The organism is Klebsiella sp. GG_Kp173, assembly GCF_040062415.1.
Lineage (GTDB): Bacteria > Pseudomonadota > Gammaproteobacteria > Enterobacterales > Enterobacteriaceae > Klebsiella > Klebsiella quasipneumoniae.
This window is the reverse complement of the sequence record NZ_JBEAFZ010000085.1, coordinates 44,908-65,874: the sequence shown is the minus strand read 5'-3', so window position 1 is coordinate 65,874 and position 20,967 is coordinate 44,908. Positions and strand designations below refer to the sequence as shown.

18 protein-coding genes are annotated in these 20,967 nt (G+C 58.3%); 13 read left to right on the top strand and 5 right to left on the bottom strand.

Translation table 11 applies throughout. The features are described from left to right. Positions 1-116 precede the first annotated feature (116 nt). The gene (gene mrcA / locus ABLU50_RS20550; RefSeq protein WP_023319249.1) at positions 117-2,675 is read left to right on the top strand and encodes a peptidoglycan glycosyltransferase/peptidoglycan DD-transpeptidase MrcA; all 2,559 of its coding nucleotides are present in this window, start codon (positions 117-119) and stop codon (positions 2,673-2,675) included. A 53-nt stretch (positions 2,676-2,728) separates the two neighbouring features. Here the strand turns inward: mrcA and nudE are convergent, their stop codons facing one another. Beyond that, positions 2,729-3,289 (bottom strand): ADP compounds hydrolase NudE, encoded by a 561-nt coding sequence (nudE, locus tag ABLU50_RS20545; protein ID WP_087832510.1) that lies wholly within the window; start codon positions 3,287-3,289, stop codon positions 2,729-2,731. Positions 3,290-3,609: 320 nt separating this feature from the next. Between nudE and ABLU50_RS20540 the strand changes: the two genes are divergently transcribed. The 5 genes from ABLU50_RS20540 (at position 3,610) to pckA (ending at position 9,766) form a co-directional block, all read left to right on the top strand. Further along, the gene (locus ABLU50_RS20540) at positions 3,610-5,739 is read left to right on the top strand and encodes an intracellular growth attenuator family protein (protein WP_004202163.1); all 2,130 of its coding nucleotides are present in this window, start codon (positions 3,610-3,612) and stop codon (positions 5,737-5,739) included. 60 nt (positions 5,740-5,799) lie between these two features. Continuing rightward, positions 5,800-6,483 (top strand): GMP/IMP nucleotidase, encoded by a 684-nt coding sequence (yrfG, locus tag ABLU50_RS20535; protein WP_004202162.1) that lies wholly within the window; start codon positions 5,800-5,802, stop codon positions 6,481-6,483. Further along, positions 6,480-6,881: a ribosome-associated heat shock protein Hsp15 gene (hslR, locus tag ABLU50_RS20530; protein ID WP_017899959.1), complete on the top strand. Its 402-nt coding sequence runs from the start codon at positions 6,480-6,482 to the stop codon at positions 6,879-6,881. The genes yrfG and hslR overlap by 4 nt, the downstream gene beginning before the upstream one ends. An 18-nt stretch (positions 6,882-6,899) precedes the next feature. Continuing rightward, positions 6,900-7,784: an Hsp33 family molecular chaperone HslO gene (gene hslO / locus ABLU50_RS20525; protein WP_017899960.1), complete on the top strand. Its 885-nt coding sequence runs from the start codon at positions 6,900-6,902 to the stop codon at positions 7,782-7,784. 359 nt (positions 7,785-8,143) lie between these two features. Then, entirely contained in the window at positions 8,144-9,766 is a 1,623-nt protein-coding gene (gene pckA, locus ABLU50_RS20520; protein ID WP_004202159.1) for a phosphoenolpyruvate carboxykinase (ATP), read from the top strand. A 77-nt stretch (positions 9,767-9,843) separates the two neighbouring features. On the opposite strand, the gene envZ is transcribed toward pckA, so the two are convergent. After that, positions 9,844-11,199: a two-component system sensor histidine kinase EnvZ gene (gene envZ, locus ABLU50_RS20515; protein WP_004202158.1), complete on the bottom strand. Its 1,356-nt coding sequence runs from the start codon at positions 11,197-11,199 to the stop codon at positions 9,844-9,846. Next, positions 11,196-11,915, bottom strand: coding sequence for a two-component system response regulator OmpR (ompR, locus tag ABLU50_RS20510; protein WP_001157751.1), 720 nt, complete (start codon positions 11,913-11,915; stop codon positions 11,196-11,198). Before ompR ends, envZ begins: the two co-directional genes overlap by 4 nt. Positions 11,916-12,142: 227 nt before the next feature. On the opposite strand from ompR, the gene greB reads away from it, so the two are divergent. The 5 genes from greB (at position 12,143) to feoC (ending at position 18,286) form a co-directional block, all read left to right on the top strand. Next, positions 12,143-12,616 (top strand): transcription elongation factor GreB, encoded by a 474-nt coding sequence (greB, locus tag ABLU50_RS20505; RefSeq protein WP_002920503.1) that lies wholly within the window; start codon positions 12,143-12,145, stop codon positions 12,614-12,616. A gap of 100 nt (positions 12,617-12,716) precedes the next feature. Further along, on the top strand, positions 12,717-15,047 hold the full coding sequence (locus ABLU50_RS20500; protein ID WP_023319252.1) for a Tex family protein: 2,331 nt from the start codon (positions 12,717-12,719) through the stop codon (positions 15,045-15,047). Between the two features lie 412 nt (positions 15,048-15,459). Beyond that, positions 15,460-15,687, top strand: a complete 228-nt coding sequence (feoA, locus tag ABLU50_RS20495) for a ferrous iron transporter A (protein ID WP_004202154.1) — start codon at positions 15,460-15,462, stop codon at positions 15,685-15,687. A 28-nt stretch (positions 15,688-15,715) separates the two neighbouring features. Continuing rightward, positions 15,716-18,034: a Fe(2+) transporter permease subunit FeoB gene (gene feoB / locus ABLU50_RS20490; RefSeq protein WP_023319253.1), complete on the top strand. Its 2,319-nt coding sequence runs from the start codon at positions 15,716-15,718 to the stop codon at positions 18,032-18,034. Between the two features lie 12 nt (positions 18,035-18,046). After that, positions 18,047-18,286, top strand: a complete 240-nt coding sequence (feoC, locus tag ABLU50_RS20485) for a [Fe-S]-dependent transcriptional repressor FeoC (protein WP_004202151.1) — start codon at positions 18,047-18,049, stop codon at positions 18,284-18,286. Positions 18,287-18,373: 87 nt separating this feature from the next. Here feoC and ABLU50_RS20480 read toward each other — a convergent pair whose 3' ends face one another. Together ABLU50_RS20480 and bioH are read right to left on the bottom strand one after the other, a co-directional pair. Beyond that, positions 18,374-18,643 (bottom strand): YdgH/BhsA/McbA-like domain containing protein, encoded by a 270-nt coding sequence (locus ABLU50_RS20480; RefSeq protein ID WP_004202149.1) that lies wholly within the window; start codon positions 18,641-18,643, stop codon positions 18,374-18,376. 120 nt (positions 18,644-18,763) lie between these two features. Further along, the gene (bioH, locus tag ABLU50_RS20475; RefSeq protein ID WP_004202147.1) at positions 18,764-19,537 is read right to left on the bottom strand and encodes a pimeloyl-ACP methyl ester esterase BioH; all 774 of its coding nucleotides are present in this window, start codon (positions 19,535-19,537) and stop codon (positions 18,764-18,766) included. Between the two features lie 39 nt (positions 19,538-19,576). Between bioH and gntX the strand changes: the two genes are divergently transcribed. Together gntX and nfuA are read left to right on the top strand one after the other, a co-directional pair. Further along, entirely contained in the window at positions 19,577-20,251 is a 675-nt protein-coding gene (gntX, locus tag ABLU50_RS20470) for a DNA utilization protein GntX (protein WP_087832500.1), read from the top strand. A gap of 58 nt (positions 20,252-20,309) precedes the next feature. Further along, a complete protein-coding gene (gene nfuA / locus ABLU50_RS20465; protein ID WP_004202143.1) occupies positions 20,310-20,885 on the top strand; it encodes a Fe-S biogenesis protein NfuA in 576 nt (191 codons plus the stop codon). The last annotated feature ends 82 nt before the right edge of the window (positions 20,886-20,967 follow it).

Genomic DNA, 20,967 nt, shown 5'->3' with positions numbered 1-20,967 from the left:
TTACGATCTCCTTATCCGGCAAAACTGTCCGGCTATATCAATGCACTTGGCTTGCCTTTATACTACCGCGCGTTTGTTTATAAACTGCCCAAATAAAACTAAATGGGAAAACACCGGTGAAGTTCGTAAAGTATCTATTGATCCTTGCAGTCTGTTGCGTACTGCTGGGAGCAGGCTCGATTTTTGGCCTCTACAAATACATAGAGCCGCAACTCCCCGACGTCGCAACCCTGAAGGATGTGCGTTTGCAGATCCCGATGCAGGTCTATAGCGCCGACGGTGAGCTTATTGCGCAGTACGGCGAAAAGCGCCGTATCCCTGTCACGTTGCAGCAAATTCCCCCCGAGCTGGTGAAAGCGTTTATCGCTACCGAAGACAGTCGTTTCTATGAGCATCACGGCGTCGATCCGGTGGGTATTTTCCGCGCCGCCAGCGTGGCGATGTTTTCAGGCCACGCCTCGCAGGGCGCCAGCACCATCACCCAGCAGTTAGCGCGTAACTTCTTCCTCAGCCCCGAGAAGACGTTGATGCGTAAGATTAAAGAGGCCTTTCTGGCTATCCGCATCGAGCAGCTGCTGAACAAAGATGAAATCCTTGAGCTGTATCTGAACAAGATTTACCTCGGCTACCGCGCCTATGGCGTCGGCGCCGCGGCGCAGGTCTATTTTGGCAAACCTATCGACCAGCTGACCCTCAGCGAAATGGCGGTGATTGCCGGTCTGCCGAAAGCCCCGTCCACTTTTAACCCGCTCTATTCGATGGATCGCGCCACAGCCCGGCGCAACGTGGTGCTGTCGCGTATGCTGAGCGAGGGGTACATCACCCAGGCGCAATACGATGAGGCGCGCAGCGAACCCATCGACGCCAGCTACCACGCGCCGAAAATCGCCTTCTCCGCGCCCTATCTGAGCGAAATGGTGCGCCAGGAGATGGTGAATCGCTACGGCGAGCAGGCCTACGAAGATGGCTACCGGGTGTACACCACGATTACCCGCAAAAACCAGCAGGCGGCCCAGCAGGCGGTCCGCAATAACGTGCTGGATTACGATATGCGTCACGGCTACCGCGGCCCGGCCAGCGTGCTGTGGAAGGTCGGCGAAACGCCGTGGGAGGCGAAAAAGATCGTTGACGCCCTGAAGCGCCAGCCTGGCTTTGGCCCGCTTTCTCCTGCGGTGGTCACCTCCGCGAATGCCCAGGAGGCTGTCGCGCTGTTGGCTAACGGCGACTCCGTTTCGCTGACGATGGACGGCGTGCGCTGGGCTCGCCGCTTTATCTCCGATACGCAGCAGGGGGCGACCCCGCGTAAAGTCAACGACGTCGTGCAGGCCGGGCAGCAGATCTGGGTTCGCAAAGTGGGAGACAGCTGGTGGCTGTCGCAGGTCCCGGACGTCAACTCGGCATTGGTCTCCATTAACCCGCAAAACGGCGCGATTATCGCCCTTGTCGGTGGGTTTGACTTTAACCAGAGCAAGTTCAACCGCGCCACTCAGGCGCTGCGCCAGGTCGGCTCCAACATCAAGCCATTCCTCTACACGGCTGCGATGGATAAAGGCTTAACTCTGGCAAGCATGCTCAACGATGTGCCAATCTCGCGCTGGGACGCCGGAGCCGGTTCCGACTGGCGGCCGAAAAACTCGCCGCCGCAGTATGCCGGTCCGATTCGTTTACGCCAGGGCCTGGGGCAGTCGAAAAACGTGGTCATGGTGCGCGCCATGCGCGCCATGGGCGTTGACTATGCCGCCGAGTATTTGCAGCGCTTTGGCTTCCCGGCGCAAAACATTGTCCACACCGAATCGCTGGCGCTGGGCTCCGCCTCCTTTACGCCTCTGCAGGTCGCCCGCGGTTATTCGGTGATGGCCAACGGCGGCTTCCTGGTGAACCCGTTCTTTATCAGTAAGATTGAGAACGATCAGGGCGGGGTCCTCTTTGAAGAGCGTCCGAAAATCGCCTGCCCGCAGTGTGATTTACCGGTGATTTACGGCGATACGCCAAAATCCAACGTGCTGGAAAACAAAGATGTGGAAGATGTCGCCACCTCGACGGAACCGCAGAATGGCACCGTGCCGCCGCAGCCGCAGCTGGAGCAGGCCAATCAGTCACTGGTGGCGCAGAGCGGCGCCCAGGAATACGCGCCGCATGTGATCAACACCCCGCTGGCCTTCCTGATCAAGAGCGCGCTGAACAGCAACATCTTTGGCGAACCGGGCTGGATGGGAACCGGCTGGCGCGCCGGACGTGACCTGCAGCGGCATGACATCGGCGGCAAAACCGGGACCACCAACAGCTCGAAGGACGCCTGGTTCTCAGGCTACGGACCGGGCGTGGTGACCTCGGTTTGGATCGGCTTTGACGATCATCGTCGCGATCTTGGCCGGACCACCGCATCGGGGGCGATTAAAGATCAGATCTCCGGCTACGAAGGCGGCGCCAAAAGCGCCCAGCCGGCCTGGGACAGCTTTATGAAGAGCGTGCTGGAAGGCGTTCCGGAAGAGCCATTAACGCCGCCGCCGGGAATCGTCACGGTGAATATCGATCGCAGCACCGGTCAGCTGGCGAACGGTGGCAACAGCCGGGCGGAATACTTTATTGAGGGTACCCAGCCCACGCAGCAGGCGGTCCATGAGGTGGGCACCACCCTGACTGACGGCGGCGGTGAAACCCACGAGCTGTTCTGACAAAAAAAGCGCCTGCGGGCGCTTTTTTATTGCTGCTTAGCGTAAACGCTCGTTCAGAGTCGGCCCTGGGCCTGCAACCATTCCCGCACTAAAAACAGCGCACTAACGTTGCGAGCCTCGTTAAAATCTTCTTCATCCAGCAGCGACATCAACTGCGCCAGCGGCCAGCGCACCTGCGGCAGCGGCTCGGGCTCATCGCCCGGCAGCGACTCCGGATAGAGATCTTCCGCCACCAGGATGTTCATTTTGCTGGAGAAGTAAGAGGGAGCCATACTGAGCTTCTTCAGAAACGTCAGCTTATTGGCTCCGAAGCCAACCTCTTCTTTCAGCTCGCGATTGGCCGCTTCATCCACGGTTTCACCCGGATCAATCAGCCCTTTGGAGAAGCCCAGCTCGTAGGATTCCGTCCCGACGGCATACTCGCGAATCAAAATAATATGATCATCAATAATCGGCACAATCATCACCGCTTCGCGGGTGGAAGGCCGCATACGTTCATAAACGCGACGCACACCGTTGCTGAATTCCAGATCGACGCTTTCGACATTAAAGAGGCGCGAACGGGCGACAGTTTCAACATTGAGAATGGTGGGTTTTTGTAATGATTTGCTCATTGTCATCGGTCTATGCTGTGATTAAGCAGTCATTGTGCGATACGCAACACGCTTTCGGCAATCCAAATCGCTACTTATTTACAGAGTTGTAACCTTTTCCCTGCAAAGGGGAAAGTAATAAAGATAAAAAAGTCAATAGCTTGAATTCTCTTTGAGAATTTACCGATTTCTGCCCTTTAACGTTTTTGGTAAGCTAATACGCTGCTGCATGACATATTTACTACCCTGCAAGCAGGTGCGCCGCTAACACTGCAGCTTGACGTTAGTCTTCACGTTCACCGACGATTTCGTAAGAAAAATATAACTATGATGGGATGGGCATGGGCACCTTTCTGATATTCCTTACAGCTCTGCTAATCTGCGTATTGCTCATTGGATGGTGGTATCGCACGCACGCCAGACGCCGCCGGCTCCCTCTACTGCACGCCTTTAGCGATGCCACCACGCGGCCGATCGCGGCCGATGAGCGCCAGGCCATCGAAAAGTATCTTGCCGAACTGAGCCGCGCCCAGCAGGTTCCCGCGTCCGGCGCCACCAGCGCGCCCGTCGCTCTGGCGCTAAACGAACAGAGCGATACCGTCTATGGGGTGACGCGAGCCATCACCCGCTACGGGATCACTACCGACGCGCCGAATAAATGGCGCTATTTTCTCGATTCGGTGGAGGTACATCTGCCGCCGTTCTGGGAACAGCATATCAACGATGAAAACAGCGTCGAGCTGATCCCCACCGACAGCCTGCCGCTGGTTATCACCCTTAACGGCCATACCCTGAGCGACTATCGTCAGGAAGCGCAAAGCTACGCGCTGGAACGCGCCTCGGCCACCCAGGCCTCAATTCGCGGCGAAGAGAGCGAACAGGTAGAGTTGCGGCAGATCCGTCGGGAAAGCCCGGAAGAACACGCCCTGAACCGCCCGGATGGTCTGCGCGAAGCGATCCTGATCGTCGCCTCTTTCCTGTTCTTTTATTTCAGTCTGATTGGGCCTGCCGTCTTTACCCCATGGCTGGTGGCTGCCGGTTTGCTGCTGCTCGCCGCCGGCCTATTGGGGATCTATGCCCCGCCGCGCCGCGCCTCGCTGCGCGAAATCCATTGCCTGCGCGGCGTCCCTAAGCGCTGGGGGCTGTTTGGCGAAAACGATCAGGAGCATATCAATAATATCTCGCTGGGCATTATCGATCTCATCTATCCGCGCCACTGGCAGCCCTGGATCGCCCAGGACCTCGGACAGCAGACCGATATTGATATCTATCTCAACCGCCATGTAGCCCGTCAGGGACGCTACTTGTCGCTTCATGATGAAGTGAAAAACTTCCCGCTGCAGTACTGGCTGCGCAGCGCGATTATCGCCGCCGGCGCCCTGGTGGTGGTAATCATGCTATGGGCCAGCGTACCGCTGAATATGCCGTTTAAGTTCACCCTGTCGTGGCTGAAGGGGGCGCAGACCATTGAAGCCACGACCGTCAGCCAGCTGGAAAAGGCCCATGTGCGCATTGGCGATACGCTGCGCCTGACCGGCACCGGGATGTGCAACATCCGCACGCCGGGCAGCTGGACGGCCAAAGAGGATTCGCCGTTCCTGCCTTTCGATTGTTCGCAGATTGTGTGGAACGATGCCCCTCCTCTGCCGCTGCCGGAGTCTGACATCGTCAGCAAAGCGACCGCTCTGATGCAGTCCGTCCAGCGTCAGCTGCACCCGGAAACCGACGACGACTCCCGCGTCAGCCCGGCGCTGCGCTCCGCCATTCAGAAATCTGGCATGGTGCTGCTGGATGATTTCGGCGATATCGTTCAGAAAACCAACGATCTCTGTTCCGCTGCCGATGATTGCCTGCGGCTGAAGAATGCGCTGGTTAATCTCGGCAATACCCGTAACTGGGAGACGTTAACTAAGCGTGCGTCCGCCGGGAAACTGGATGGCGTGAACGTGCTGCTGCGGCCAGTCAGCGCCGAGTCGCTGGAGAATCTGGTGACCACCTCAACCGCCCCCTTTGTCATGCGTGAAACCTCGCGGGCGGCGCAGGCGCTCAACAGCCCGGCCCCGGGCGGCTTCCTCATCGCCAGCGACGAGGGCAGCGTGCTGGTCAATCAGCCGTGGCCGGCGGTGAGCCTGTATGATTACCCGGCGCATGAGCAGTGGGGGGAACTGCGGCGGCTGGCCGGTATGCTGATGCATACCCCCTTCCATGCCGAAGGGATAGTCACCAATCTGTTTACTGACGCCAACGGCACTCAGCATATCAACCTGCACCGCATTCCTGACCGCAGCGGCCTGTGGCGCTATCTGGGCATCACCCTGCTGCTGCTGTCGATGGTGGGATGCATGGCTTACCACGGGGTGCAGGCGCTGCGTCGTTATCAACGCCATCGCCAGCGTATGGAAGAGATTCAGAAATATTACGAAAGCTGCCTGAACCCGGTGCTGCTCCCCTCGTCTGACCCGCAAGATTAATTTTCCCGGCGACAGGGTGTGATACCCTGTCGCCCATTTCCCGCTCGCTGGAGAGTCATCATGCATTTTGATATCGCCTGGCAGGAGGTCGATACCGTTCTGCTGGATATGGACGGCACGCTCCTGGATCTCGCTTTCGACAACTATTTCTGGCAAACGCTGGTGCCGGAAACCTGGGGGGCCGCCCGCGGCCTCAATCTGCAACAGGCGAAAGAGGCCATGCACCAGGAGTATCACGCCGTGCAGCATACGCTAAACTGGTACTGTCTGGATTACTGGAGCGAGCGCCTGGGTTTGGATATTTGTGCGATGACCAGCGAACAGGGTCCGCGCGCCACGCTGCGTGAGGATACCGTGCCGTTCCTTGATGCGCTCAAGGCCAGCGGTAAGCGACGTATTCTGTTGACCAATGCCCATCCCCACAATCTGGCGGTGAAACTCAAACACACCGGCCTGGATGCGCACCTTGATTTATTACTTTCCACCCACACATTTGGTTATCCGAAAGAGGATCAGCGTCTGTGGCGCGCCGTGGCGGAGGAAACCGGCCTTGAGGCGCATAAAACGCTGTTTGTCGACGACAGCGAGGCAATTCTGGATGCCGCGAGGGAGTTTGGCATTCGTTACTGCCTGGGCATTACCAATCCCGACTCCGGGCTGGCGGAAAAGCAGTATCTGCGCCATCCGGGGCTGAATGATTACCGACGACTGATCCCTTCGCTTACCCCGAAGGAGAGGCGATGAAAGAGAAGCCTACCGAAACCGTCAGACTGGACAAATGGCTTTGGGCCGCCCGCTTTTACAAGACCCGCGCGCTGGCGCGAGAGATGATTGAAGGCGGCAAGGTGCATTACAACGGACAACGCAGCAAGCCCGGGAAAATCGTCGAACTGGACGCCATGCTAACGCTGCGTCAGGGCAACGACGAGCGGACGGTGCGCATCGTCGGTATCACCGAACAGCGCCGCCCGGCAAGCGAAGCCGTCACCCTGTATGAAGAGACGGCTGAGAGTATCGAGAAGCGTGAAAAAATGGCCCTGGCGCGCAAAATGAACGCCCTGACCATGCCGCACCCTGACAGACGTCCGGACAAGAAAGAGCGCCGCGACCTGATGAGATTTAAACACGGCGAGAGTGAGTAACTCGCGCCAGAAAGAGAGATGATTATGACTCAACACGATCAATTACATCGTTATCTGTTTGAAAACTATGCCGTGCGCGGTGAGCTGGTGACGGTGTCGGAAACCCTGGAACAGATTCTGGCGAATCACACTTATCCCCAGCCGGTGAAAACGGTGCTGGCGGAGCTGCTGGTCGCCACCAGTCTGCTGACTGCGACGCTGAAATTTGCCGGCGACATCACCGTGCAGCTGCAGGGCGATGGGCCTTTACAGCTGGCGGTCATCAACGGCAATAACCAGCAGCAGCTGCGCGGCGTCGCGCGCGTGCAGGGCGAGATTGCGGACGATGCGGATCTGAAAGCGATGGTCGGCAACGGCTATCTGGTCATCACCATCTCCCCGGAAGAGGGTGAGCGTTATCAGGGCGTGGTCGGTCTGGAAGGCGATACGCTGGCCGCCTGCCTGGAAGATTACTTCCAGCGTTCAGAGCAGCTGCCAACGCGCCTTATTATCCGCACCGGCGAACATGAAGGCCAGCCTATGGCGGGCGGGATGCTGCTGCAGGTGATGCCGGCGCAGGATGCCCAGACTGCCGACTTTGAGCACCTGGCGACGCTCACCGAGACCATCAAGGCGGAAGAGCTGTTCACCCTGCCGGCGAACGATGTGCTGTGGCGTCTGTACCATGAAGAAGAAGTCACGGTCTACGATCCGCAGAGCGTGGAGTTCAAGTGCACCTGCTCCCGCGAACGCTGCGCCGGCGCGCTGAAAACCCTGCCGGACGAAGAGATAGATAGCATCCTTGCCGACGAAGGCGAGATTGATATGCACTGCGACTACTGCGGTAACCACTATATCTTCAACGCCATGGACATCGCCGAGATCCGTAATAACGCCTCTCCGGCCGATCCGCAGGTCCATTAATCCTCACTTCTTCTTCAGGCACCGGGCGGCGATGTGGTTTGTCGCCCGGTGTCTGACTTTTATTTATTCACGAGTTGAATCGATTTTCGCTGAAAGAGTTACGTAATTTTATTCCAGGAAAGCGATTACATTCACATTTCAGTAGTTTTTTTAATTACTTTTTAACCATTGAGAAACATCTAACCCCACCATCCAGCCATTTCCTGAGATAATCCACTTCACTTCGTGACAGGAGTCACCGTTTTTTTCGTCATTCTGAAGAATGTCGAGATACGTAAATCTATGAGCCTGGTCGCGGTCAATACCCGGTAATAAACCCTACAATTTACAGCAGTACATCTTGGCTAAGGAGCAGTGACATGCGCGTTAATCATGGTTTAACCCCGCAGGATCTCAAGGCTTATGGTATCAATGACGTTCAGGATATCGTCCACAATCCCAGCTACGACATGTTGTTTCAGGAAGAGCTCGACCCCAACCTGGAAGGCTACGAACGTGGCGTATTAACCAGTCTCGGTGCTATCGCCGTCGACACGGGCATTTTTACCGGTCGTTCTCCGAAAGATAAGTACCTCGTGCGCGACGACACCACCCGCGATACCGTCTGGTGGTCCGATAAAGGCAAGGGTAAAAACGACAACAAGCCGCTTTCGCAGGAAACCTGGCAGCATCTAAAAGGGCTGGTAACACAGCAGCTGTCCGGTAAACGCCTGTTTATCGTCGACGCCTTCTGCGGCGCTAACGCCGATACCCGTCTCAGCGTACGTTTCATTACCGAAGTGGCCTGGCAGGCGCACTTCGTTAAAAACATGTTCATCCGCCCGAGCGACGAAGAGCTGGCGGAATTCACGCCCGACTTCATCGTGATGAACGGCGCGAAGTGCACCAACCCGCAGTGGAAAGAGCAGGGCCTGAACTCGGAAAACTTCATCGCTTTCAACCTCACCGAGCGCATTCAGCTGATCGGCGGCACCTGGTACGGCGGCGAGATGAAGAAAGGGATGTTCTCGATCATGAACTACCTGCTGCCGCTGAAGGGCATCGCCTCCATGCACTGTTCTGCCAACGTGGGCGAGAAAGGCGATGTCGCCATTTTCTTCGGCCTCTCAGGCACCGGCAAAACCACCCTCTCCACCGACCCGAAACGCCGCCTGATTGGCGATGACGAACATGGCTGGGATGACGACGGTGTGTTTAACTTCGAAGGGGGCTGCTACGCCAAGACCATCAAGCTCTCTGAAGCGGCCGAGCCGGATATCTATCACGCCATCCGCCGCAACGCCCTGCTGGAAAACGTGGTGGTGCGCGCCGACGGGACAATCGATTTCGATGACGGCTCAAAGACCGAAAACACCCGCGTCTCCTACCCCATCGACCATATCGATAATATCGTCAAACCGGTCTCCAAAGCGGGTCACGCCACCAAAGTGATCTTCCTGACGGCCGATGCGTTCGGCGTACTGCCGCCGGTCTCCCGCCTGACCGCCGATCAGACGCAGTACCATTTCCTGTCCGGGTTTACCGCCAAACTGGCCGGCACCGAGCGCGGCGTGACCGAACCCACGCCAACTTTCTCCGCCTGCTTCGGCGCCGCCTTCCTGTCGCTGCACCCGACGCAGTACGCCGAAGTGCTGGTCAAACGCATGCAGGCGGCCGGCGCGCAGGCTTATCTGGTCAATACCGGCTGGAACGGCACCGGCAAGCGCATCTCGATTAAAGATACCCGCGCCATCATCGACGCCATCCTCAATGGCTCGCTGGACAACGCGGAGACCTTTACCCTGCCGATGTTTAACCTGCAGATCCCGACGGCCCTCCCGGGCGTGGATCCTCAGATCCTCGATCCGCGCAGCACCTATGGTTCCCCGGAGCAGTGGCAGGAAAAAGCCGACCAGCTGGCGAAGCTGTTTATTGAGAACTTTGAGAAGTATACCGATACGCCAGCGGGCGCCGCGCTGGTGGCGGCAGGGCCGCAGCGCTAACGGGCGCAAAGATGAAAAAGCCGGGCTTGCCCGGCTTTTTATTGTGCAGCGTTCTGACCAACCAACCGCGGGCGCGATCAGCTCTCTTTGGCCGGTTTCATCGGCGCCAGTACCCGGTGCACCGGCAGCCAGGCGCGGATCAGTAACCCGCCGCGTTCGCTGGAGCCAATCTCCAGCCGCCCGTTGTGATTATCGATAATACGCTGAACAATCGCCAACCCCAGCCCGGTGCCGCTGGTGCTGCGGGCGCTGTCTCCACGTACAAACGGCTGAAACAGGTGCTCTCGCTGCTCAGGTTTAATCCCCGGTCCGTCATCTTCTACCTGGAACCAGGCCCGGCTCGCTTCGCTGCCGCTGCTGACCTTGATCCAGCCATTGCCATAGCGGGCCGCGTTGACCACCATATTCGCCAGCGCGCGCTTGATAGACAGAGGATGCATGCGTACCGGAATTTCGCCGGCCTGCAGGGCGGTGGCGATCTCCCGCTCATAGCCGCTCTCCGCAGCGATCACTTCCCCCAGCACCGCATTCAGATCCGCCAGCTCCATCGGCATCTCCTGCCCGGTGCGCAGATAGTCGATAAACTGCTCGATGATGGCGTTGCACTCTTCGATATCTTTGTTGATCGACTCCGCGAGATAGCCGTCCTGCTCGCCCATCATCTCGGTAGCCAGACGAATGCGGGTCAGCGGAGTCCGTAAATCATGGCTGACCCCGGCCATCAGCAGCGTACGGTCGTCGGCCAGCTGCTTCACGCCCGCGGCCATGTGGTTGAAGGCACGGGTCACCGATCGCACCTCAGAGGCGCCATACTCGCGCAGCGGCGGCGGAATAATGCCGCGCCCGACCTGCAGCGCCGCATGCTCCAGATCCACCAGCGGGCGGTTCTGAATACGGATAAACAGCCAGGCGCCGCCTATCGCCAGCAGCATGATCGCCAGGGTATAGCGGAACAGCGGCGAGAAGTCGCCCTGATGGATCTCGGTCAGCGGCACCCGCACCCAAATATTGGGCGACAGCCAGGTCTTCAGCCACACCACGGGGGAGCTTTTATTGACCTCCACCCGCACCTCAGTGGGGCCGCCAAGCTGATGAGCCATCTGCTGGCTCAAGAATTCATAATGCTGCGCCCAGCGCAGGCCTGCGTCTTCCGCCGCTTCATTGGAATAGAGAGAAATCCCCAGCTCGCGATAAATTTCACGGCGAAACGCCGGGGGCACCACCAGCTGGGTGCCATCCTCCAGCTGCAGCTTATCAGTCATCAGCATACGCACTTCGTAGGCCAATACTTTATTAAACTGCTGGAGACTTGGCAGGATCGCGAAATTCAGTACTACCAGATAGGTCGTCACCAGGCTGACGAACAGCAAGGTGACGATCAGGAGCAGCGTGCGAGCAAAGGAGCTGCGCGGCGAAAAGCGCACGCGTTTCATGCCTTAGAACCGTCCGGGACGAAGACGTAGCCCAGACCCCAGACGGTCTGGATATAGCGCGGATGCGCCGGGTCCTCTTCCACCATGCGGCGCAGGCGGGAGATCTGTACGTCGATGGAACGCTCCATCGCAGAGTATTCGCGGCCGCGAGCGAGGTTCATTAACTTATCGCGCGACAGCGGCTCACGAGGATGGCTTACCAGCGCCTTCAGGACCGCAAACTCGCCGCTGGTCAACGGCATCGGCTCGTCTTCACGGAACATCTCGCGGGTGCCCAGGTTCAGTTTGAATTTACCAAAGGCGATAACCGCCTCTTCCTGCGACGGCGCGCCCGGCAGCTCGTTCGCCTGACGGCGCAGCACCGCCCGGATGCGGGCCAGCAGTTCACGCGGGTTGAACGGCTTCGGAATGTAGTCGTCGGCCCCGATCTCCAGGCCCACAATACGATCAACCTCTTCGCCTTTCGCCGTCACCATAATGATCGGCATCGGGTTGCTCTGGCTGCGCAGACGGCGGCAAATCGAGAGACCATCTTCCCCAGGCAGCATCAGATCCAGCACCATCAGGTGGAAGGATTCGCGGGTTAACAGACGATCCATCTGTTCGGCGTTCGCCACGCTACGAACCTGGAAGCCCTGCTCGGTCAGATAACGTTCGAGCAGCGCACGCAGGCGCATGTCGTCATCCACAACCAGAATCTTATAATTCTCTTGCATTGTTTGTACTCCCAAAGGTTCACTGCAATAGTCAGTGCGTATTCTCAAAAAAGCCCGGCGCGCTCACCAGCTAAATCTGGTATATATTCCAGGCTAAATTGTTACAAAGCATATTTAACAGCAGGTTAAGTATACATTTAATCATAAGACACAGTATTTATCCTGTCGGTATTATTACGCGCTACAAATTGTGCGCAACGACAGACTGTCAGAAGGTTGAACTCACGATGAAAACGCCGCTGATCACCCGCGAGGGATATGAAAAACTGAAGCAGGAGATGGACTACCTGTGGCGCCAGGAGCGCCCGGAAGTGACCAAAAAGGTGACCTGGGCCGCCAGCCTTGGCGACCGCAGCGAGAACGCGGATTACCAGTACAACAAAAAGCGCCTGCGCGAGATCGATCGCCGGGTCCGCTATCTGACCAAATGTCTGGAACAGTTGAAAATTGTCGATTACTCGCCGCAACAGGAAGGTAAAGTCTTCTTCGGCGCCTGGGTAGAGATTGAAAACGATGAAGGCGATATCAAGCGCTTTCGCATCGTCGGTTACGATGAAATTTTTGGCCGCAAAGACTATATCTCCATCGACTCGCCGATGGCGCGCGCACTGTTAAAAAAAGAGGTTGGCGATCTGGCCATCGTCAACACGCCGGCGGGCGAAGCCAGCTGGTATGTCAACGAGATCGAATACGTTAAATAGACAAGAACTTTCCGAGAGACGCCCGGCGCGACTGGCATTTTTAGCCGTCAGTCCGTATAACTAGTCCCTGTTTTTTGACCCTAAAGATGAATTAAAAGCCATGATGAATGATTCGCTCTGCCGCATTATTGCGGGTGAACTTCAGGCCAGAGCCGAACAGGTAGAAGCTGCCGTTCGCCTGCTTGATGAAGGGAACACCGTGCCGTTTATTGCACGTTATCGTAAAGAAGTCACCGGCGGTCTGGATGACACGCAGCTGCGTAATCTGGAAACCCGCCTCGGCTATCTGCGCGAACTGGAAGACCGTCGTCAGGCGATCCTCAAATCCATCGCTGAACAGGGCAAACTGACCGACGCGCTGGAAAAAGCCATCAACACCACGCTCAGCAAAACTGAACTGGAAGATCTCTACCTGCCGTATAAACCGAAGCGCCGCACCCGCGGGCAAATCGCTATCGAAGCGGGGCTGGAGCCGCTGGCTGACCTGCTGTGGAACGAACCGTCCCACGATCCGGAAACGGAAGCCGCAAAATATATTGATGCCGATAAAGGCGTGGCCGACAGCAAAGCGGCGCTGGATGGCGCGCGCTATATCCTGATGGAGCGTTTTGCCGAAGACGCCGCGCTGCTGGCGAAGGTCCGTGACTATCTGTGGAAAAACGCCCACCTGGTCTCCACCGTCGTCAGCGGCAAAGAAGAGGAAGGTGCCAAATTCCGCGACTACTTCGATCACCATGAACCGATCGCCACCGTGCCGTCGCATCGCGCACTGGCGATGTTCCGCGGTCGCAACGAAGGCGTCCTGCAGCTCTCTTTAAACGCTGACCCGCAGTTTGACGAGCCGCCGAAAGAGAGCCACGGCGAGCAGATTATTATCGACCATCTGGGCCTGCGCCTGAATAACGCCCCGGCGGACAGCTGGCGTAAAGGCGTCGTCAGTTGGACCTGGCGGATCAAAGTCCTGATGCATCTCGAAACCGAGCTGATGGGTACCGTGCGCGAGCGCGCCGAAGACGAAGCTATTAACGTCTTCGCCCGCAACCTACACGACCTGCTGATGGCTGCGCCCGCCGGGCTGCGCGCTACCATGGGCCTTGACCCGGGCCTGCGCACCGGGGTGAAAGTGGCCGTGGTTGACGGTACCGGCAAACTGGTGGCCACCGATACCATCTACCCCCACACCGGCCAGGCGGCTAAAGCGGCGGTTGTCGTGGCGGCGCTGTGCGAGAAGCACAACGTCGAGCTGGTGGCGATCGGCAACGGCACCGCCTCGCGTGAAACCGAGCGTTTCTTCCTCGACGTGCAGAAACAGTTCCCGAAGGTCACCGCCCAGAAGGTGATCGTCAGCGAAGCCGGGGCTTCCGTTTACTCCGCCTCCGAGCTGGCGGCGCAGGAGTTCCCTGACCTCGACGTGTCGCTGCGCGGCGCGGTCTCCATTGCCCGCCGTCTGCAGGATCCCCTGGCCGAGCTGGTGAAAATCGACCCGAAATCCATTGGCGTCGGCCAGTATCAGCACGATGTCAGCCAGACCCAGCTGGCGCGTAAGCTGGACGCGGTGGTGGAAGACTGCGTGAACGCCGTTGGCGTTGACCTGAACACCGCCTCCGTGCCGCTGCTGACCCGCGTGGCCGGCCTGACCCGCATGATGGCGCAGAACATCGTCGCCTGGCGCGACGAGAACGGCCAGTTCCAGAACCGCCAGCAGCTGCTGAAGGTCAGCCGCCTGGGGCCGAAAGCCTTTGAACAGTGCGCCGGCTTCCTGCGTATCAACCACGGCGACAACCCGCTGGATGCCTCCACCGTTCACCCGGAAGCCTACCCGGTGGTCGAACGCATTCTGGCCGCTACCCAGCAGGCGCTGAAAGATCTGATGGGCAATAGCAGTGCGCTGCGCCACCTGAAGGCCGTGGATTTCACCGATGAGAAGTTCGGCGTACCGACCGTGACCGACATCATCAAAGAGCTGGAAAAACCGGGCCGCGACCCGCGTCCGGAGTTTAAGACAGCGAAGTTCGCCGACGGCGTAGAGACCATGAACGATCTGCTGCCGGGGATGATTCTGGAAGGGGCCGTCACCAACGTCACCAACTTCGGCGCATTTGTCGATATCGGCGTCCATCAGGACGGACTGGTCCACATTTCGTCGCTTTCTGACAAGTTTGTTGAAGATCCGCACACCGTGGTGAAAGCGGGCGACATCGTGAAGGTCAAGGTCATGGAAGTCGATCTGCCGCGTAAGCGTATCGCCCTGACCATGCGTCTCGACGAGCAGCCGGGCGACAGCAACGCCCGCCGCGGCGGCGGTCAGGATCGCCCGCAGGGCAACCGCCCGGCCGCGAAAGCCGCCAAACCTCGCGGTCGCGACGCGCAGCCTGCCGGCAACAGCGCGATGATGGATGCCCTCGCGGCGGCGATGGGTAAAAAACGCTAATCCCACCCTGCCCCTTTTCAGGGGCAGTTTTCTTTTCATGACCAGGCCATCGCCATCACGCGCAAAACAGGTTCAGTTGTTTCTGAAAACCTGTTTTTATTCCACGCCTGAAGACAGCGAAATTAATATTTTCATTTCGTTAACTTAAGAAACCTTAATTAAACATTAGATCGCCGAAATAATATTTCGTGCATTTTCGATCACAGAAAGATTTTGCGGCACATCAATAAAAAAGTGATTTCCGCTTTAAAAATAGCGTTGATCGCATCATATGTATTGATGATAAAAACCATTCTCATTATCATCACTTTCAGAATGATTTTTTCTTTTTTCGTTGGCTATGGTATCCGGCGCGGTGACATCCCGACGCCCGGTCAATTCATCTTCGGTTAGCGATAGACAAGTAGGCCCTATGCAATTCACACCTGATAGTGCGTGGAAAATCATTGGATTCTCCCGCGATATTAGCCCAGCATACCGTCAGAAATTGCTCTCCCTCGGCATGCTGCCCGGATCCTCTTTTCATGTGGTGCGCGTGGCGCCGCTCGGCGATCCTGTTCATATTGAAACCCGACGCGTCAGTTTGGTATTACGCAAAAAAGATCTCGCCTTAATCGAACTGGAAGCGGTTGCACAATAACGGCTGGCCCGGCACAAGAGTCTGAAATATGAAAAAATTAACCGTTGGTTTAATTGGTAATCCTAATTCCGGCAAGACCACTTTATTTAATCAACTGACCGGCGCCCGCCAGCGCGTGGGCAACTGGGCCGGGGTCACCGTTGAGCGTAAAGAGGGCGTATTCGCCACCACTGACCACCAGGTCACGCTGGTTGACCTCCCCGGGACCTACTCTCTGACCACCATCTCTTCGCAGACCTCGCTGGACGAGCAGATCGCCTGCCACTACATCCTCAGCGGCGAGGCCGACATGCTGATTAACGTGGTCGACGCCTCCAACCTCGAGCGAAACCTCTATTTGACGCTGCAGCTGCTTGAGCTGGGGATCCCCTGCGTCGTGGCGCTGAACATGCTGGATATTGCCGAAAAGCAGCAGGTGCGTATCGATATCGATGCCCTCGCCGCGCGCCTCGGCTGCCCGGTCATTCCGCTGGTTTCGACCCGCGGACGCGGGATCGAAGCGCTGAAGATTGCCCTCGACCGTCATCAGGCGAACAGCGATATTGAGCTGGTCCATTATCCGCAGCCGCTGCTGCGCGAAGCTGACCTGCTGGCGCAGCAGATGTCAGCGCAGATCCCGGTCAAACAACGGCGCTGGCTCGGTCTGCAGATGCTGGAGGGCGACATCTACAGCCGGGCCTATGCCGGCGACGCCGCCGATAAACTGGATATCGCCCTGGCGAATCTTAGCGACGAGATCGACGACCCGGCGCTGCATATCGCTGACGCGCGCTATCAGACCATCGCCGCCATTTGCGACGCCGTCAGCAACACCCTGACCGCCGAGCCAAGCCGCTTTACCGCGGCGATGGACAAGGTGATCCTCAACCGCTTCCTCGGGTTGCCGATTTTTCTCTTTGTCATGTATCTGATGTTCCTGCTGGCGATCAACATCGGCGGCGCGCTGCAGCCGATTTTTGACGCCGGCTCGGTCGCGGTCTTTATTCACGGTATTCAATGGCTGGGCTACACCCTGCACTTCCCGGACTGGCTGACCGTGTTCCTCGCCCAGGGGATCGGCGGCGGTATCAACACCGTGCTGCCGCTGGTGCCGCAGATCGGCATGATGTATCTGTTCCTCTCTTTCCTTGAGGACTCCGGCTACATGGCGCGCGCCGCCTTTGTCATGGACCGCCTGATGCAAGCCCTCGGCCTGCCGGGAAAATCCTTTGTCCCGTTGATTGTCGGTTTCGGCTGTAACGTGCCGTCGGTAATGGGCGCCCGCACCCTCGACGCCCCGCGCGAACGTCTGATGACCATTATGATGGCGCCGTTTATGTCCTGCGGCGCGCGGCTGGCGATCTTCGCCGTCTTCGCGGCCGCGTTCTTTGGTCAGAACGGCGCGCTGGCGGTCTTCTCGCTCTACGTGCTGGGCATTGTGATGGCCATTCTCACCGGCCTGATGCTGAAGCACACCATTATGCGCGGCGAAGCCTCGCCGTTCGTGATGGAGCTGCCGGTGTACCACGTCCCGCATATCAAGAGCCTCATTATCCAGACCTGGCAGCGCCTGAAAGGCTTTGTGCTGCGCGCCGGGAAGGTGATCGTCATTGTCAGCATCTTCCTCAGCGCGCTGAACAGCTTCTCGCTGAGCGGTAAGGTCGTCGACAACATCAACGACTCCGCGCTGGCCTCGGTGAGCCGGGTCATTACTCCGGTGTTTAAACCGATCGGCGTGCATGAAGATAACTGGCAGGCCACCGTGGGCCTGTTTACCGGCGCGATGGCGAAGGAGGTGGTGGTCGGTACGCTGAACACCCTCTATACCGCCGAAGATATCCAGAACGAGGAGTTCAATCCGCAGACCTTCAGCCTCGGCGAAGAACTGCTGGCCGCCGTCGACGAGACATGGCAGGGACTGAAAGACACCTTCAGCCTCAGCGTCCTGGCCAACCCCATCGAAGCCAGCAAAGGCGATGGCGAAATGGCCACCGGCGCGATGGGCGTGATGGGCAGTAAATTTGGCAGCGCCGCGGCGGCTTACAGCTATCTGATCTTCGTTCTGCTCTACATCCCCTGCATCTCGGTGATGGGCGCCATCGCCCGCGAATCGAGCCGCGGCTGGATGACCTTCTCCATTCTGTGGGGGCTGAATATCGCCTATTCGCTCTCGACGCTCTACTACCAGACCGTCAGCTTTAGCGACCATCCGCGCTACAGCCTGGCGTGTATCCTGGCGGTGGTATTGTTCAACGTGGTGCTCTTCGGTCTGCTGCGTCGGGCGCGCAGCCGGGTTGACGTCTCGCTGCTGGCCACCCGGAAAACGCCGACCTCCTGCTGTTCCAGCCCGGCTGGCGATTGCCACTAAGGAGGAGCGGTGGTGGCGTCGTTAATGGAAGTCCGCGATATGCTGGCCCTGCAGGGCCGCATGGAGGCGAAACAGCTCAGCGCCCGCCTGCGGACGCCTCAGCCGCTGATTGACGCCATGCTCGAACGCATGGAAGCCATGGGCAAGGTGGTACGGATCAGTGAAACGAGCGAGGGCTGCCTCTCCGGCAGCTGTAAAAGCTGTCCTGAAGGGAAAGCGGCGTGCCAGCAGGAGTGGTGGGCGCTGCGATGAAGGGAGTAAGGCCAGCCAGCGCCATGGGGTAAAACGAGTGTGACAGGAGAGAAAAACGGGCCAACAGGCCCGTTTTTTATGACTGGATTATTTATACACGTCAGCGTTAGCGTGAACGGTTTTTTCGTTTTTCTGCCCGGCAATCACCACAAAGTATTTTCCACCCAGCTCATCAGCTTTTTTCGACAGATCGCGTCGGGCGTCCATCGGCGAGGTCGTCCTTGAGGTCGTGATGCTGCCGACCTTGGTCAGATTCATCTTCGCCACGTCCTCTTTTTGGATCTCTTTCGCTGCGAATGCGCCAAAAGACAGACAGCCAATCACCAGAGATGCAACCATTCCTGTAACAAGTTTCATAGCCTCTACTCTCCATTAGGTTGTTATTGTAGGTCACGGTGGCGGAATGAAATAATCAACCACCGTAACAACCTAAGTATTGCTGTGAATGGCCCTTTTACCATGGCGCGGCAAAAAAAATTACCCCAGCCGTTTTTTCAGCGCCATCAGCGGCTCGCAAAAGGCCGCGGGATGGGAAACAAACGGCGCATGCGCTGCCTTGTCAAAGAGAATTGACTCGCTTTCCGGCCATAGCTTATCCAGCAGCGGGACAATCTTGCGCGGCACCAACCCGTCCAGTCGACCGTACAGCCGCAGAAACGGCATCGGCAGCCCGACCAGCGCCTGGCGCAGATCAACGGTTCTGAGGATCTCCAGACCGCCGTTCAGCGCCTCAGCGGAAGGCATCGGCAGCGAGAGCACCGCCTGCTTTAACGCCCGCGCATCCTGACGGGCGCTCTCCGTTCCCATGGTTTGCAGTGCGAGGAACCGCTCGACGGTGCGCTGGAAATCCTCGCTCAGCTGCTGCTGAAATCCGGCCAGCACCTCCGGCTTGATGCCGGGCCAGTCCTCATGAGCCGCGAAACAGGGGGAAGAGGCAACCGTTACCAGCGCCTGCACCCGTTGCGGACGCATAATCGCGACCTGGCTGGCCACCAGCCCGCCCAGGCTCCAGCCCAGCCACACCGCCTGAGGCGGAGCCTGCTCCAGCACCCGCTGCGCCATCGCCTCCAGCGACATCGCCCCAAACCCGCCGCTACGGCCATAGCCAGGCAGGTCCACCAGGTGAAGGGTAAAATGCGAAGCCAGCTGCGGCGTGATGCAATCCCAGACCTGAGCGTTCAGTCCCCAACCGTGCAGCAGCACAAGATGACAATCACCTTCGCCGATTGTTTGCCACCAGATGTCGTTCATCCGTTACCGTTCTCTTTTTTACTGGACAGAAGGCCAAATATGCTAACAGCACACAGCTTATGCTGGCTATGCCAAATGCCGCTGGCGGTCGCCCGCTGGGGGATCTGCTCTCGCTGCAGCCGCGCCCTGCTCGCCTGCCCCCCGCTCTGCCCGCAGTGCGGCCTGCCGGCGGCAATGTCCCGGCATCCCTGCGGCCGCTGCCTGCAAAAGCCGCCGCCCTGGCATCGAATGGTGGCGGTCAATGACTATCGTTCGCCGCTGAGCGACCTGGTGCGGCAGCTGAAGTTTCACCATCGTCCGGAACTGGGCCCCGCCCTGGCGCGCCTGCTGCTGCTGCGCCTTAAACAGCGCGACGATTTGCCGCCGGTAGACGCGCTGGTCGGCGTGCCGCTGTGGCATCGCCGCCGCTGGCGCCGGGGTTATAATCAGTGCGATGAGCTGTGCCGACCGTTGGCCCGCTGGCGTGGGTGCGTCTGGCGTCACGACGGCCTGACGCGCCAGCGAGCGGGCGCCGTGCAGCATTCGCTCAATGCCCGCCTGCGCAGGCAGAACCTGAAAAATGCCTTTCAGCTTGAATTTGCCGTCCAGGGACTCCATATCGCTCTGGTGGATGATGTCGTCACGACCGGCAGCACCGTCGCCGAGATATCCCGCCTGCTTTTGCGAAACGGCGCCGCGACGGTTCAGGTATGGTGTATATGCCGTACCTTGTAGACCCCCGCTGATGGGCGTATTATAACCCAGTAAAATAGTCAACTATTAGGCCAACGCTATGATCCGTATTTCCGATGCTGCACAAGCGCACTTTGCCAAACTGCTGGCAAATCAGGAAGAAGGGACGCAAATTCGCGTATTTGTGATTAATCCCGGCACCCCAAACGCTGAGTGCGGAGTATCCTACTGCCCACCGGATGCGGTGGAAGACACCGACACGGCGCTGAAATTTGAACAGCTGACCGCCTATGTCGATGAGCTCAGCGCGCCCTATCTGGAAGACGCTGAAATTGATTTCGTCACCGACCAGCTTGGCTCGCAGCTGACCCTGAAAGCGCCGAACGCCAAAATGCGCAAAGTCGCTGACGATGCCCCGCTGATGGAGCGCGTCGAGTACCTGCTGCAGTCGCAGATTAACCCGCAGCTGGCCGGCCACGGCGGTCGCGTGTCGCTGATGGAGATCACCGACGACGGTCTGGCTATCCTGCAGTTCGGCGGCGGATGCAATGGCTGCTCGATGGTCGACGTAACCCTGAAAGAAGGTATTGAAAAACAGCTGCTGAACGAGTTTCCAGAGCTGAAAGGGGTTCGCGATCTGACCGAGCACCAGCGCGGCGAGCACTCCTACTACTAAGCCTTTCCTCCGGCGGCACCCTGTCGCCGGCTCTCCTTGCTCCTTTCTGTGTTACCGCGCAACATCTCCCACTAAACGACCG